We start from the raw sequence: 14,522 nt of genomic DNA, 5'->3' as shown, positions 1-14,522 counted from the left end.
AACAACAGGCACTCGCTAAAGAGTCAAGTTAACTCGAAAATCTGCACCCAGCTTGATATACACACCCTATTCCTCATTATTGTTTCTGGTAAGTCCCAATCAGTTCGGCTTGTTCAAGAACGCGCCCTTTCATTGCGGCTTCAAGTTCTGCTTTAGAAGGCTGTTTGAGGTCGGGTAATACCAAATCCAGTGCATATATTTTGTGAAAATAACGATGCCTGCCAATCGGCGGACAGGGGCCTCCGTATCCTGTGCGCTTCCAATCATTTTGACCTTGCAGCGTCCCTGCCGGTAAACTCCCGGGTGCAACTGCCTTCGCCAATCCGGCCGCCGCTGGTGGAATATTATAGAGAATCCAATGCACCCAGGGCATTTTCGGCTTAGCCGGATCGGGCGCATCGGGATCATCAACGATTAATACCAAACTTTTGGCTTCTACCGGAATTCCGGACCACTCTATTGCGGGTGAGCTGTCTTCGCCTTGATAGGTAAAGCGTTTGGGAATTTCGCCTTGATGAGCAAAATCCGGGGAACTGAGCGACATCGTCATAGGTTGTACTCCTTCAGCCTGAATAGCTGATGCAAAAATTAAAGTAAAGACAGGAAAAATTAGACCGCAAAAGTAACGCCTAATGCTTGGCTTCATCACTTACTCCTCGATTTGAATAGCGGCAACTTTGCAGACGCTGCAAGAGCTTCAATCAGCCGTATTTAAAGGTTGTATTCGCTGGGGCTTCGCCTAAAATGCACAAGCAATATAACTAATTTTAAGGATGTAGCATGCATATTCTCGGTGTAGATATAGGTGGTTCAGGTATTAAAGGTGCCATTGTTGACACCATAACGGGCACACTGATAACAGAGCGGCACAGGATTAAAACACCAAAACCCGCTACGCCGGAAGCAATTGCAGAAGTGCTTGCGCAACTTGTCACTCATTTTAACTGGAACGGACCTGTAGGCTGCGGTTTCCCTGCAGCCATTCAACACGGCGTCGCTAAAACCGCCTCCAATATATCGAAATCATTTATAGGCTGCAATATCGATAAATTGTTTACAGAAACCACTCACTGCACGTGTTATGCCGTAAATGATGCCGATGCAGCCGGTATGGCAGAAATTTATTTTGGCGAAGGCGCCGATCAATCGGGTGTTGTTATGCTCATTACGATCGGCACAGGACTGGGTACTGCACTTTTTACTGATGGAAAGTTAATGCCCAACACTGAATTAGGCCATTTGTTTCTGGAAAATGGCGCATCAGCAGAGCATTACGCCTCGGATGCTGTTCGAAAAAGTGAAGATCTGAGCTGGAAATCGTGGGGTAACCGTTTTAACACGTATCTGACCCTCATGGAAAAGCTGTTTTGGCCTGATCTCATCATACTTGGCGGAGGCGCCAGTAAAAAGTTTGACAAGTTTAATGCACAATTAACCGTACAAACACCGGTGAAACCCGCCGCCTTTTTAAACCAGGCAGGCATTGTCGGCGCTGCATTATATGCAAAATCGAAGACAATCTGAGCTCCCTTGAAGCAGCCAACAGCATGCAACAAAATTCAAATATCCCGCAAATTTAGGGGATTGGCAAAATTTTTGTAAATAACCTCAATTCCGTAAAATTGATACACAAGATTGTTTGTTTGTTCGATCGTTCAGTGCGGCAATCTGCAGCCATTGGTTAGTATCAATCACTAAAGTCTGGAAATGTGTTTGGACGATGCACTCCATTCAAGTTGGAAGAGTTTGAAAATCCTTCGACATGGTTCACTTACTGACAGGCTCATTCTGCCTACAGTCGATTTTACCGGTTCTGAGTCCTTCCTCTAAAGCAGCGCTATCCAGAATTGACCACCCAGTTCATGAGCGTGTAAGCAAAGAAGCCAATTACTAAGTGGTGTTTTGCTTGAAAAAAAGCGAACATGGTTTTCCCGGTTTATAGAGGTTAATTTGCGTTAATTGTTGAAATAACTCCAATGCTGTCATTAGGTTAATTCTTGCCAAGGGGACGCCAACTAACAATGCATTGTGATTGTTAGGTCCCTATAGGCAATGTCAATAAGAATTTTGGGGATATTAAAACGACACCAACTAACAAGCCCGAAATCAGGAAAAACTCGCCTTTTACCAGAAATACAATTTCAATCTGATTGAACTGACCGAAAAAGACAAGCTAATTCTGGACGATATTTTACCATGGTCATTGTTAAAGCTTGGTGTCCAGGCGTATTGATTAGATAATGTGAGTTGACTCTTGACTAATAGTCTCCTTGATGCAGCGAAATCGAGGTTGAGTTATTCAAATCATCAAAACAATATCAGACAACGGAAGTATATTAGCCTTCGAAACTCCGATTGCATCAAGCCTATTTAGTAACGTAAAGTGTCGGTATGTTTACAAACCGCACTGGTCGAATTCGTAATTGATGCGGTGCGCGATTTTTTCCGCATTTTACTCGCTGAGCAAATCAGTTTTTTTGTAGTAAGAATTCAAGATATTTAATATCCAATCAGTTTCAATTTATTGGTAAAAAAATGGATGGCAAGTGGATAAAGGAACCAAAGGTTTCTACATCAGTAGTATTTGTACATGGAATTATGTCAAGCGGTGATAAATGTTGGCAGAATAAAAATGGTATTTACTGGCCCGAGATATTATGCAATGAAGAGGATTTATCTGAACTTGGAATTTATGTTTATAGCTACCAAACAAGCTTTACAAGCGGACAATATAATATTGGAAACGTAGTGGACGATCTTAAAGAACGTTTACTTAATCTAGACAATGTAATCGGTAGTAGTAGTAATATAATATTCGTATGCCACAGCATGGGAGGAATCATCGTTCGTAAGTTTATTGTTGAACGCGCGCATGATTTAATCGATAGACGAATTAATATAGGCCTATTCATGGTCGCATCTCCTACATTAGGCTCAAAATATGCGAATTGGTTGGAGCCTATAATAAAGATAGCTGGCCACGAACAAGCGAAAGCCCTTAAATTATCGCAAAATAATCAGTGGCTTAATGATTTAGATAAGACTTTTCTAAACCTAAAGGAATCTAATCGATTAGAAATTCATGGAAAAGAATTAATCGAAGATAAATTTATCACACTAAAAAAACTTCACTTTTTTAAGCAAGTGGTTGAACCATTTTCTGGGGCAAGATATTTCGCAGAACCTATTAAAATCCCAAATTCCGATCACTCGTCAATAGCAAAGCCGGACAGCGCTCGGTCCCTCCAACACCGTCTACTGTGTACTTTTATAAAAGACTCAATTAATTTAAAAAAAACTGCACAACAGGTACCTGTTGAAAATCTAGAGGAGATTAATTTCGTGGAACGATATTTAAGGAAAAGGCTTGAAGAATCGCTATCATCATTTTCATCACAACCAAAAGTGTGGGTTGATCCAGTCTTATCAAGGTCTGCAGAAACAAGTTTAGAAAAAGAAACAAACAGTCAAATATATGCGCTCGATTTAATAAAAAATCCAACCTCTACAATAATAAAAGCGCCGCCTCAGTTTGGACTAACATGTTTAGCGCATTATCTAATATTGTCAGCCTGGAACGACGATTCTAAGAGTTTATGGCTATATTTAGATGCTACTAAATTAAAGCCTCATAAATCTGCAATAGAAAAGGCAACAGAGGCAGAATTAGACGTGCTAGGAAAACATATTCAAGATATCAAATGTGTAGTTCTTGATGCTTATACTGGAGAGGATGAAAATTCAATAAATATTCTACAGAAAGTTATCAGTTATTTTTCAAGTATACCCATTATAGTAATGAATACTATCAACGATACGAACCTTTTGAATAATTGTAACGGCCTAAAACTAGATCAAAATTTTAATGTTCTATATCTATGGTCGCTTTCCAGATCAACCATAAGAAGAATCGTCACTGATTACAATAATGAAAAGTCAATAGGAGTGGTTGATACTATCGTAAGCAGAGTTATTTCTGATTTTACTGTTTTAAATATTCCAAGAACGCCATTAAACTGTTTAACTCTACTTAAAGTACTAGAGATAGATTTTCAAGAAAATCCTGTCAACCGAGCTGAAGTAATCCAACGGGTGCTTTTTTTATTATTCAATGTTGATGAGATTCCAGATTACAAATCAAGACCTGATTTAAAGGATTGCGAGCATGTTCTTGGTTATTTTTGTGAAACCCTGTTAAAGGAAAACAAATTTTTCTTCTCTAGAGATTTTTTTATAAAGGAACTGACAGGTTATTGTCAACAAATATATATAGACCTAGATATTGATTCTGTTTTTGACGTTTTATTCGTTAATAACATAGTAATAAGACACAACAGTGATTTTAAATTTAAATATGCTTATTGGGTTTATTATTTCTTGGCTCAACGAATGTCGCATAGCAGAGAGTTTGCTGATTATATTCTTGAAAACATGCGATATACAAAATTTCCTGAGGTAATCGAGTTTTATACGGGGATAGATCGACAAAAAGAAGATGCACTTAGAATACTAATAAAGGATATTAGATGTGCGAGTGATAAGGTAAGAGATAGATGTGGTCTTCCAACTGATTTTAACCCATTTAGATTATGTAAGTGGCAAGCCTCACCAAAAATGCTCGAAAAAATGCATGATGAGATTGCTAATGGCGTACAAGAGTCTAACTTACCTGAATCCATAAAAGATAGCTATGCGGATCAGAACTATGATAGGGCTCGACCATATAACCAAGATATTATGAATATATTAGATAGATATTCATATTTGATAATGATACAAGCTATGAAAGCAGGCTCTAGGGCACTTCGCAATAGCGACTATGTTGACCCTGATGTAAAGAAACAGTTATTACAAGAGATAATGAAGTGTTGGGAAGAAATTTCAAAGGTATTAATAGTATTGACCCCATTTCTTGCTGAAGAAGGTTATGCATCTTTTCAAGGACAGGGCTTTACTCTTCGAGGTAACTTTGGCGATTCATTACAAGTGAGGCTACAGAACATTTTATTTGCAATTCCATTCAATATCGTTAATTTTAATAGAGATGATTTATTTTCACAAAGAATGGGGCCTCTTTTAATTAGCCAACTTAACTCTGATAAAGATGAACTTAAAAAACATATATTGAGTCTTCTATTGATTCACCAGCGACCTAGAAACTGGAGGAAGGAAATTGAGAAATATATAATTTCAATAGAAAAAGACTCCTTTTACCTTTTTGATACATATAATAGCTTGCGGACTCAATATAAATATAGCTTCGCCAATGATCAAACACTAACTGATATTGAATATTTAATTAAGCTATCAGCAGCAAAGCATGCTTCAGGGCGAACTAGGCCGGGCGAAAAACAATTAAGAAAGGTTAATCCTAAAGTGATCCCCGCTAGAATTAAGGACCGTAGGTCCGATTAATGAAACGTAATCTGACAAATGTACAAAGTATTCATTACTCCGAATTTGCTTTCTGCTTTTCAACTACAATGCAGTTTAGCTAGCAGGATATAGCGACCCATATACATGAATTCTCGTTATATCAACAACAAACGCGTCCAAACAAGCCATCACCAGTCGATAATCGGGCATACTTTAATCTCGAATGCTGTTGTCTGGCACCGCTGTTACCTTATCCACCAAAGACCAATTTATCACCCACAAGGAGAATAGTGAAGTATTGCATTGGGTATTGGCATGGGGCTGGAGTTACTTTAAAATTCGCACGCAAATTGGCGTTTCTGATAAGTTTGCTTAATCTGCTATCTCCTGATAGCACTATACCTATATATCAACTAAAACAACTTAACTGATTATAAAAATGTTTTAGCTATATATTTAGACACCTCATTCCGGCAGGGCTTACCGAAACAGACTTCATGGACAGCTCAAGGCTTACCATCCATGGCACTGGATGCGCGCTTCCGGACGGGCATGACGAACTAATGGGTTTATCTGAAACTGCTTGCTAATCAGCAAAATTTTTAAATCGCCGATTTTAAGGCAATGAGGACAAACTGCTGATTGAACATGCCTTTAATTTTCAGCAGATTCCTTACTTCAATTTTCCTGACCCGCTATCACACAGACCGTCCCGGCAAGAATCGGCACCGAATATTCGGCCCAGACGCAACCTGTTCCGGGCAAATAAAAGATAGATCCAATCAAACAGCGGCCTGAGTATCGGCCAACGCACAGGGGCCATAAGCCATCCTAATCCCACAGCCCGGTAGGCGGCATAAAATACTTCCATGCCTTTAATCATGCGCCCATCAGGGTACTGGCCATGAATTTCCGCCATCAAATCATCGAAAGACTTCCCGAAATTTTCAGGCTTGAAACCGTCATCATTGATATCCTGAAAACCAAGCTTGCCCTGCTTGTTTTTCCATTGCAGCCAAGCCACTTCCTTACGGCAGATAGGGCAATGTCCATCGTAAAATAGAATGAATTCGTAGGCACTAGTACCCAACTTCGGAAATACATTCGATAATCTAAACAAGCAGAGGTTTGCCAATATAAGTCCATCGAAACGGTTTTGCTAAAGTCACATTAAAAAACTCAATGAATGACAGAATGCGTGCATTTAAAACTTCCTTTGATGGAAAACTCCCACGTTTTAGTAACCGACGGCTCAGGATACCGAACCAGATTTCTATCTGATTAAGCCATGAACAATGTTTGGGCGTATACACAAAACGGATACGATGATCAGAGCATTGTAAAAAGTCTGCGCGGGAAGCCCTATTCTCTAAAATACCGGATTTGCCTTTCTCGCCTAATGCGTCTTTTATGCCGCAGAGCTCCGCCACGCATGCCACCAACGAGGCCGACTTATGGGTATTGAGCTGGTCGGCGACAAACACCCATTTTGCATCGGGATCGGTTGCTACCGTTGCCCGGATGTGAGCCACAAAGTCGTCTTCTGTCCGGGTGTCGCCAAGAGTGGGACAGATGACTTTACCGGTAGCCACTTCAAAATTAGCTATCAGGGTTTGTGTGCCATGCCGCGCGTATTCAAACTCATGCAACTCCAGTTTCCCTTTGGACATCGCATGGTCGGGATGTATCCGTTCCAGTGCCTGAATGCCCGTCTTTTCATCAACACTAATCACATGCACGCCCGACTCATGAAGCTCCTGTGCTGGGTGATAAAGTTTACACACCGCTCTCACGTCTTGCCGAAAGTCCGCTTCATTATCGACCTTATGATTCAACCAATATTTGATCCGATGGGGTTTTAAATTCCCCTGATTTTAAAAAACGCCCGACACTGCTGGCTGATATGTTGTCGACAATACCCCGATTGATCACTGTTCGCGCGAGCTCTGGTTGCGTCCAGTAACTGAGATGTTCCGGGGGCGTTTCACAGGCAACCGCCAACAATTGGCAAATCTGTTCTGCCGTGAATGTACCGGGGCTACCTGGGCGCGGTCTGTCCGCCAGCACTTGACCGACCGCTTCTCGTAACTGCTTGGGTTTATTCTTAAATTTTTCCAATTCAGCGGTGTTATCAACCCAGCGTTTTCGCCAAAAACCAACCGTCTCTTCGCATAACCCCAAGTCTTGGCTGATGGTTTTGTTATAGCTCCCTGTGCTTGCCAACAACACTATCTCAGCTCGTTGCACCAAGCTATGGGGAGCTTCGCGACTCCGAGCGATTGTTTGTAAAATGTCTTGTAACTCAATATTCAGTTTCAGTGGGGATAAAGGCCGTGCCATTTGCTCTAATATTATCAATTTAAAACAATATATTATCTAACATATTTCAAGTTGTTTATACTAGTCATGTCGGCAGCATATTGATACTTTTGTTCAATAAGCGCTCAGTTGATGGAACGTTATTTTGTGATTGCTGATCACTATCTTTCATTTTTTTCTTTGCCATTTGCTCACGGAAATAAGCATCATAATTCCAGTCTGGACGAGCGGGCGGCGGGGTATTTTGAGGGGTCATAGTAGTCCTTGGGTTGTTTTACAGGTGTGTCCCATTCGCCCCGGTCAGGTAGTTTTTTAGCTTATTCGACAGCATTGGAATGGGTTAAAGTATTTGTAATTATTCAATATAAGGTTCGGTTAGGCGATAGACGTAACCCAACAGATGACTTAAATAATTACAAGTAAATCAATCATCGAGAAGTTTTAACTGTTCGGCTTAAATTGATGGTTTGATTTTTCAAAAAGAAGTTATCACTAGAATTTACAGAATCAAGTCAACTGACTGTTTATCGGCATAACCGTTCAATATTAATTTGTAAAAGCGCTTTCCTGCCATTTTCAAATTCTAAAGGGGTAACGGACATCCATCAATGGATTGTACGCTTGCATTGTCACATTGACTAACAGAATAGCTGAGTTGGTCAAACTTCGCAGAAAATAAGGGTAAATCTTAAAAAAATTGCAAGCCAAGCTGATGACCAGAGCCTACTTAATGATCAGTCAAGTACGTTGCAGACCGTCCACACTTCGGCAACGCTGCCTTGAGCATGGACCCGTCGCCTGCAACCATTTCCATTTGAAATAAGAAGATTAAACCTTTGGCATTTGACGCAGCTTTTCAACCACTTTGTCGCCAAATTGATCGGTGCTGATCATCGTTACACCGCTTCCCGGTTTCGACAAATCGGCCGTGGAATAACCATCACCAAAGACACCCTGCATCGCTGCCCAAACATTTTTGGCTTCAGCTTCCATACCGAAACTGTTTTCCAGCATCATCGCCACCGAACCAATCATCGAATAGGGATTGGCAATGTTTTTCCCGGCAATGTCGGGAGCCGAACCGTGCGATGGCTCGTAGTAGGCTTTTTCAGGACCGATACAGGCCGAAGGCATCAGGCCCAAAGAACCCAAAATACCACCGCCCTGGTCGCTGAGAATATCACCAAACATGTTTTCCATCACCATCACATCGAACTGAGTGGGTTTTAAACACAATGCCGTTGCAGCCGCGTCGACCAGATAATTGACTACTTCGACATCGGGATATTCCTTGGCCACCTCTTCCATCACTTCGTTCCACAACACGCTGGACATCAGCACGTTGCTTTTATGGATATTATGCAGCAGCTTACGGCGCTTTCTGGCCAGCTTAAAAGCTTCGTGCATGATGAGGCGGATTTGCTCTTCATCATATTCCAGGGTTTCCCGGACATAACGCAAGCCTTTGTCATTAACGCCGCGCTCTTTCTGTCCGAAATAAAGACCCCCGACCAGTTCGCGGACCATTATAAGATCGATGCCTTCACCGATGATTTCAGGTTTCAACGGTGAAAAATGCGCCAGCGATTTTGGCAACGAAACCGGACGGAAGTTGGCATAAGTGTTGTAACGGCGACGCATCGGCAGCAATGCGCCCCGTTCCGGTTGCTTGTCGACCGGAATTTTTTTAGCTTCTTCATGACTCAAGCCGATAGGACCTTTCAGTATTGCATCCGCCTGATCGCAAATATCGATAGTCGCTTGCGGGAATGCATCCCCGGTTTCGAAATAGGCACAAGCGCCAAATGAGGCGGGCATGAGCTCAAACGTCACATCATTGCGTTCCTCAATAACTTTGAGAACTTTGATGGCTTCTTGGGTAATCTCGGGGCCGATTCCGTCGCCGGCCAATACTGCAATTTTATAATGCTTCATTTTTCTGCTTGCTTGTAAGTAAATAGTGAGGGGTAACGTGGTTATTTTACTTTAATTCGCTCTAATGGCACTGTTGACATTTCGTGCAACTGGATGTTGATGAGCTTGATAGCCGCCAAAATCGCCGCATAAACCTGATTGACATGAACACCCCGCGTTTTGCGCAATTCGTTGCCACAATCCCAGGTAATGACACATTCGGTCAGCGCGTCGGCGTGCCCGCCTTTGGGAATTCGGATTTCATAATCGTTCAGGACAGGCAGCTTATAGCCGTATTTATCGAGTACTTTGCTGATGCCGTCGATAAAGGCATCGAAACCTCCGCTGCCTGCTCCGGTTGCCTGATGCTTTTCACCTTTAACATCGACGCGCATGCTGACGGTGGATTGCAGCTTCAAACCGCTGTTGATGGAGCAGTCCAGCAATTTGATGTGTTGATAATTCTTGCTTTCAAGAACGTCGGCAATGATAAACGGCAGGTCATCTGTGGTTATAGTTTGCTTGGAATCGCCAAGACTGACAATGCGCGCCAGGACTTTTTTCTGGTCATCTTCAGACAAGTCCAATTCCAGCTGTTCCAGGTTTTTTTTCAACGAGGCCTTGCCGCTCATTTTGCCCAGTGCATAACTGCGGGTGCGAGAAAAGCGTTCCGGTCCCAGCCTCGTTTTGTATAAGCCCCCTTTTTGATCGCCATCGGCATGAATGCCTGCAGTCTGGGTAAAGACATCGGCACCGACAACCGGCGCATTGGCGGCAATGCGCTTGCCGGAAAAATTTTCCACCATGTTGCTGATGCGCACCAAATGACTTTCATCAATAGACAGCTGCATGTTCATTTTATCGCGCAAGACCACAGCCACTTCAGCCAGAGAAGCATTGCCTGCCCGCTCACCCAGGCAGTTGATGGTACAGTGAACAGCGCTGACACCCGCCTGAACAGCGGCCATGACATTGGCGGTGGCCAAGCCGTAATCGTTATGCGGATGAAAATCGAACTGCAGTTCCGGATAGCGATTGCACATATCGCCGAGGCTTGAAAGCACTTCGTCCGGCGACATCACGCCCAAGGTATCCGGCAGCATGAAATGACTCACGTGACTGGACTTGAGCCTGTCCATCATGCCATAGACATAATCGGGGCTATCTTTGTAGCCGTTCGACCAGTCTTCCAGGTAAATATTGATTTTTAACCCTTGTTCGTGAGCATAGGCTATGGTTTGCAAGACATCGGCGCTGTGCTGATCCAGCGTTTTGCCGAGTTGTTCGCGGCAGTGTTTCTCGCTGCCTTTGGCCAGCAGGTTAATTACTTTGCCGCCGGTAGATTTTATCCAATCCACGCTGCGGGTATGATCGACAAAGCCCAGCACTTCGACACGATCGGCAAAGCCTTCCTGCTCTGCCCATTGGTTGATATGGGTAACGGCTTCCTTTTCACCTTCTGAAACCCGTGCGGAAGCCACTTCGATACGGTCGACGCGTAAAAACTGCAACAACGCCTTGGCGATGCTGACTTTTTCCATAGGCGTAAACGCGACACCCTGGGTTTGCTCGCCGTCGCGCAAAGTGGTATCCATTAGCTGGATGTGTCTTGAATTTATTGGCATGATTTTGGATTATTTTCTGTGCGTCGTCTAAATTACCTAAGAATTCAGGCAATCAACGAGAAACCTTTCCGGCTTTAAGCCGCTATTTGCTCATAAGAGAATGCCGGAATATCAGCACGTTCTTTAGCATGTTCTATTGTGATGCCGCACACTCTGCCTTTGGCATCAAGATCAATATAAGTATCTTCATCGTAATCTTTTGTTTCGACCACATCCACGGTACGAAACTCGATATATAACGTATCTGTATCTTGGAAATATTTTATTTTCATAGCGTAAATGACCTGTCAAAAAATGCGTTGTGAATAGTCTCGCCATCAGAAAGCAGTATAACTCTCAAATACCTACCATTCGCTTCTTCAATAGCTGCCCAACGGCGAATTCTTCCATCTTGTTGAACAATCTCTTTAATTGGGTGCTCAATGACTCGTTGAATCCATTCAATTTCAATAGCCGATCTATCTGGCCGCAGGCGCATTACTTCAAAGTACTGAGTAAATTTCATCAATCGACATTTAAATTGTTAATCAGTGTTGTAGGCTCAGAGCGTTCGCCGAACCCAACGCGCTTGCGTATATAAGCTTGGTTTGAATTTTTTGTTACGCTATTTTTCGTGTTATGGCTAATGTTTCAGAATCAATGTTTTGTAAAGCTTTTTGAATATGATTCACTTCGTTTTCTTCAAAAAGCGCTTCCCCACATTGCGTGCAAACCCAAGCGGGAACGGCTTCCCAGGAAATATGATAGCCATTACGGTCCGCACTGAAGGGCGAGTGACCTTGGATCATTTTACCTTTGCAATGAAAGCATTCCATTTTATTTCCTCACTTTAAAATCCGCTGACCATTGATCTGCGGCAGGTAAATAAGCGGTGATAATCGCCAAATATTCGACTTTCGGCGAACAAACTACATGAATAACACGCTGATCTTTAGTATGAAAAACCAAACAACTCTCGCCTCTTAGATCTTCCTGTTTCTGTTTTATCAAAATCTACTCTGCCTTTTTCGTCTGCATATTTTAGGAAGGTAATTAAGATTTTGATTTCCTGAAATTTCGAGATTTTGTCGTCCATAGTTTTTCTTTGAAATGCGTTGCTAGGTATTACCGAGATGGGTTGAGTCTTAGAAAAACCCAGCGCTACTTGAATTATGCTGGGTTTCACAGCCTACAGGCCAGCTTTTGACAACCCAGCACCCCAACCACAGCCAAGGCGTTTCAAGCCCAAAGCCAAGGAAAATCCCGCTTATGCTGGACTTCATACTGATCGATCTTATCCACATGCTTTAAGGTCAAACCGATATCGTCCAGTCCGCTGAGCAGATTGCCTTTGCGAAACGGATCGATCTCAAAGCTAAAGCCGTTACCGCCGGGTGTGGTCACTTGCTGGTTTTCAAGATCGACAACAAATTTTACGCCCTCGTTGGCGGCAATTTCGGCCATCAATTTGTCCAACTGAGCCTTATCGGTTTTGATTGCCAGAATGCCGTTTTTAAAACAGTTGTTATAAAAAATATCGGCATAGCTGGTGGATATAATGGTATTGAAACCATAATCGGCAATCGCCCAAGGCGCATGTTCGCGGGATGAACCGCAGCCGAAGTTATCGCCAGCTACCAGAATCTTGGCGCCCTTGAAAGCAGGTTTGTTCAACTCGAATTCGGGATTATCGCTGCCGTCGTCGTTAAAACGCCAGTCGTGAAACAGATGCTGACCAAAACCGCTGCGTTCGACTTTTTTCAAGAACTGCTTGGGGATGATCTGGTCGGTATCGACGTTACTGCGGTTCATCAAGGCAGCAATACTTTCATGTTTTTTGTACGGTTCCATAATTCTTTCCGGTCTTTAAAGTTTGCGAATATCAACAAAATGGCCTGCAGCCGCGGCAGCCGCTGCCATTGCCGGCGACACCAGATGCGTGCGTCCGCCTTTACCCTGACGGCCTTCAAAATTTCGGTTTGAAGTCGACGCGCTGCGCTGGCCTTTGGTCAGTTCGTCGCCATTCATCGCCAGACACATGGAACACCCCGGATCACGCCATTCCCAACCGGCATCGATAAAAATTTTATCCAGCCCCTCTTCTTCTGCCTGTTTTTTGACATGATAAGAACCGGGTACGGCAATCGCGGTGACACCTTGGGCAACTTTAGTGCCTTTGGCCACATCAGCAGCTATCCGGAAATCTTCAATGCGGCCATTGGTACAAGAACCGATAAAAACCAGATCGACAGGGATGTCGGTTATTTTGGTATTTGGTGTCAAGCCCATATAAGCCAGGGCGCTTTCACAGGCTTTACGTTTGCTTTCATCACTAAAGCTTTCAGGATCCGGCACAACGCTATCAACCCCGGTCACTTGCTCGGGCGATGTGCCCCAGGACACTTGCGGCGCAATATCGGCAGCATCAAGGATCACAGTGGCATCGAAAACCGCGCCCTCGTCGCTAGGTAGCGTTTTCCAGTAAGCCAGCGCCTGCTCCCAATAATCACCGGACGGAGCAAACTCGCGTCCTTTGATATAGTCATAGGTTTTTTCATCGGGAGAAACCAGGCCAGCTCTGGCTCCGGCTTCAATCGCCATATTGCACAGCGTCATACGACCTTCCATCGACAGCGCTCTGATTGCCGGACCGGTATATTCAATGACGTAACCGGTGCCGCCTGCTGTGCCGATTTTACCGGTAATCGCCAGCGCAATATCCTTAGCTGAAGCGTATTTTGACAACTCGCCATTGACCACAATCTGCATGGTTTTGGATTTTTTCTGCGGCAGCGTTTGAGTGGCCATGACATGCTCGACCTCTGACGTGCCGATGCCGAAAGCCAGTGCGCCGAAAGCGCCATGGGTCGCCGTATGGCTGTCACCGCATACAACGACCATGCCAGGGTGAACAAAACCATGTTCCGGTACAACTACATGAATGACACCGTTATTCGGATTTTTCATGTCGTACAAGTTCAGGCCGTTTTCCTTGCAATTTTCAGCCATCGTTTCGATCTGCTTTTTAGCAATGGGATCGGCAATGGGCAGATCGCGATTTTTGGTCGGTACGCAATGGTCCATCGTAGCAAGAATACTGTGCGGGTTTCGCACCTTCCGATTAGTCAGACGAAGGCCTTCAAAGGCCTGGGGACTGGTCACTTCATGCATTAGATGCCGGTCAACATAGAGCAAAGGTGCCTGTCCAGCCGCATCAACGACAAGATGGCTGTCCCAGATTTTTTCATACATGGTCTTTTTCATAGCGTATTCCAAAGCTTGCATAGCGGCTCAAGATCGAGCGTATGG

At 43.6% G+C, this 14,522-nt stretch carries 15 protein-coding genes; 2 read left to right on the top strand and 13 right to left on the bottom strand.

Annotated features, from left to right (window positions below):
- Positions 1-76 precede the first annotated feature (76 nt).
- On the bottom strand, positions 77-550 hold the full coding sequence (locus GO003_RS13290) for a YbhB/YbcL family Raf kinase inhibitor-like protein (RefSeq protein ID WP_159656730.1): 474 nt from the start codon (positions 548-550) through the stop codon (positions 77-79).
- Positions 551-780: 230 nt separating this feature from the next.
- On the opposite strand from GO003_RS13290, the gene ppgK reads away from it, so the two are divergent.
- A complete protein-coding gene (gene ppgK / locus GO003_RS13285) occupies positions 781-1,524 on the top strand; it encodes a polyphosphate--glucose phosphotransferase (protein WP_159656728.1) in 744 nt (247 codons plus the stop codon).
- Positions 1,525-2,535: 1,011 nt separating this feature from the next.
- On the top strand, positions 2,536-5,415 hold the full coding sequence (locus GO003_RS13280) for an esterase/lipase family protein (protein ID WP_159656726.1): 2,880 nt from the start codon (positions 2,536-2,538) through the stop codon (positions 5,413-5,415).
- 634 nt (positions 5,416-6,049) lie between these two features.
- Here the strand turns inward: GO003_RS13280 and GO003_RS13275 are convergent.
- The 12 genes from GO003_RS13275 to leuC all read right to left on the bottom strand — a co-directional run bounded on the left by GO003_RS13275 (position 6,050) and on the right by leuC (position 14,477).
- On the bottom strand, positions 6,050-6,496 hold the full coding sequence (locus GO003_RS13275; protein ID WP_231088983.1) for a thiol-disulfide oxidoreductase DCC family protein: 447 nt from the start codon (positions 6,494-6,496) through the stop codon (positions 6,050-6,052).
- A complete protein-coding gene (locus GO003_RS13270) occupies positions 6,489-7,211 on the bottom strand; it encodes a transposase (protein WP_269144391.1) in 723 nt (240 codons plus the stop codon). The genes GO003_RS13275 and GO003_RS13270 overlap by 8 nt, the downstream gene beginning before the upstream one ends.
- A complete protein-coding gene (locus GO003_RS13265; RefSeq protein ID WP_231088982.1) occupies positions 7,201-7,716 on the bottom strand; it encodes a helix-turn-helix domain-containing protein in 516 nt (171 codons plus the stop codon). Before GO003_RS13265 ends, GO003_RS13270 begins: the two co-directional genes overlap by 11 nt.
- A gap of 64 nt (positions 7,717-7,780) precedes the next feature.
- A complete protein-coding gene (locus GO003_RS13260) occupies positions 7,781-7,951 on the bottom strand; it encodes a hypothetical protein (protein WP_159652540.1) in 171 nt (56 codons plus the stop codon).
- 572 nt (positions 7,952-8,523) lie between these two features.
- Positions 8,524-9,630: a 3-isopropylmalate dehydrogenase gene (leuB, locus tag GO003_RS13255; RefSeq protein ID WP_159652542.1), complete on the bottom strand. Its 1,107-nt coding sequence runs from the start codon at positions 9,628-9,630 to the stop codon at positions 8,524-8,526.
- Between the two features lie 41 nt (positions 9,631-9,671).
- The gene (locus GO003_RS13250) at positions 9,672-11,204 is read right to left on the bottom strand and encodes an alpha-isopropylmalate synthase regulatory domain-containing protein (protein WP_231088981.1); all 1,533 of its coding nucleotides are present in this window, start codon (positions 11,202-11,204) and stop codon (positions 9,672-9,674) included.
- 104 nt (positions 11,205-11,308) lie between these two features.
- Positions 11,309-11,506 (bottom strand): DUF2283 domain-containing protein, encoded by a 198-nt coding sequence (locus GO003_RS13245; RefSeq protein WP_159652546.1) that lies wholly within the window; start codon positions 11,504-11,506, stop codon positions 11,309-11,311.
- Positions 11,503-11,739 (bottom strand): hypothetical protein, encoded by a 237-nt coding sequence (locus GO003_RS13240; protein WP_159652548.1) that lies wholly within the window; start codon positions 11,737-11,739, stop codon positions 11,503-11,505. The genes GO003_RS13245 and GO003_RS13240 overlap by 4 nt, the downstream gene beginning before the upstream one ends.
- 94 nt (positions 11,740-11,833) lie before the next feature.
- Positions 11,834-12,049, bottom strand: coding sequence for a YgiT-type zinc finger protein (locus tag GO003_RS13235; RefSeq protein ID WP_159652550.1), 216 nt, complete (start codon positions 12,047-12,049; stop codon positions 11,834-11,836).
- A gap of 1 nt (position 12,050) precedes the next feature.
- Complete coding sequence (locus tag GO003_RS26595) at positions 12,051-12,224, bottom strand: DUF4258 domain-containing protein (protein WP_407942101.1); 174 nt, start codon at positions 12,222-12,224, stop codon at positions 12,051-12,053.
- Between the two features lie 228 nt (positions 12,225-12,452).
- Positions 12,453-13,064: a 3-isopropylmalate dehydratase small subunit gene (gene leuD, locus GO003_RS13230; protein ID WP_159652552.1), complete on the bottom strand. Its 612-nt coding sequence runs from the start codon at positions 13,062-13,064 to the stop codon at positions 12,453-12,455.
- Between the two features lie 15 nt (positions 13,065-13,079).
- Positions 13,080-14,477: a 3-isopropylmalate dehydratase large subunit gene (leuC, locus tag GO003_RS13225; RefSeq protein WP_159652554.1), complete on the bottom strand. Its 1,398-nt coding sequence runs from the start codon at positions 14,475-14,477 to the stop codon at positions 13,080-13,082.
- Positions 14,478-14,522: the final 45 nt, after the last annotated feature.

It is taken from the genome of Methylicorpusculum oleiharenae, assembly GCF_009828925.2.
In the GTDB taxonomy this organism is placed as follows: domain Bacteria; phylum Pseudomonadota; class Gammaproteobacteria; order Methylococcales; family Methylomonadaceae; genus Methylicorpusculum; species Methylicorpusculum oleiharenae.
The sequence above is the reverse complement of the archived record's forward strand: the minus strand, read 5'-3'. Positions and strand labels throughout refer to the sequence as shown.

Bases quoted from the DNA above. Each gene is read 5' to 3' on its own strand.
- GO003_RS13280 (WP_159656726.1), top strand. From the start codon at position 2,536: ATGGATGGCAAGTGGATAAAGGAACCAAAGGTTTCTACATCAGTAGTA.
- GO003_RS13290 (WP_159656730.1), bottom strand. From the start codon at position 550: ATGACGATGTCGCTCAGTTCCCCGGATTTTGCTCATCAAGGCGAAATT.
- GO003_RS13245 (WP_159652546.1), bottom strand. From the start codon at position 11,506: ATGAAAATAAAATATTTCCAAGATACAGATACGTTATATATCGAGTTT.
- leuB (WP_159652542.1), bottom strand. From the start codon at position 9,630: ATGAAGCATTATAAAATTGCAGTATTGGCCGGCGACGGAATCGGCCCC.
- leuD (WP_159652552.1), bottom strand. From the start codon at position 13,064: ATGGAACCGTACAAAAAACATGAAAGTATTGCTGCCTTGATGAACCGC.
- GO003_RS13265 (WP_231088982.1), bottom strand. From the start codon at position 7,716: ATGGCACGGCCTTTATCCCCACTGAAACTGAATATTGAGTTACAAGAC.
- GO003_RS13240 (WP_159652548.1), bottom strand. From the start codon at position 11,739: ATGAAATTTACTCAGTACTTTGAAGTAATGCGCCTGCGGCCAGATAGA.
- GO003_RS13250 (WP_231088981.1), bottom strand. From the start codon at position 11,204: ATGGATACCACTTTGCGCGACGGCGAGCAAACCCAGGGTGTCGCGTTT.
- leuC (WP_159652554.1), bottom strand. From the start codon at position 14,477: ATGAAAAAGACCATGTATGAAAAAATCTGGGACAGCCATCTTGTCGTT.
- GO003_RS13235 (WP_159652550.1), bottom strand. From the start codon at position 12,049: ATGGAATGCTTTCATTGCAAAGGTAAAATGATCCAAGGTCACTCGCCC.
- GO003_RS13260 (WP_159652540.1), bottom strand. From the start codon at position 7,951: ATGACCCCTCAAAATACCCCGCCGCCCGCTCGTCCAGACTGGAATTAT.
- ppgK (WP_159656728.1), top strand. From the start codon at position 781: ATGCATATTCTCGGTGTAGATATAGGTGGTTCAGGTATTAAAGGTGCC.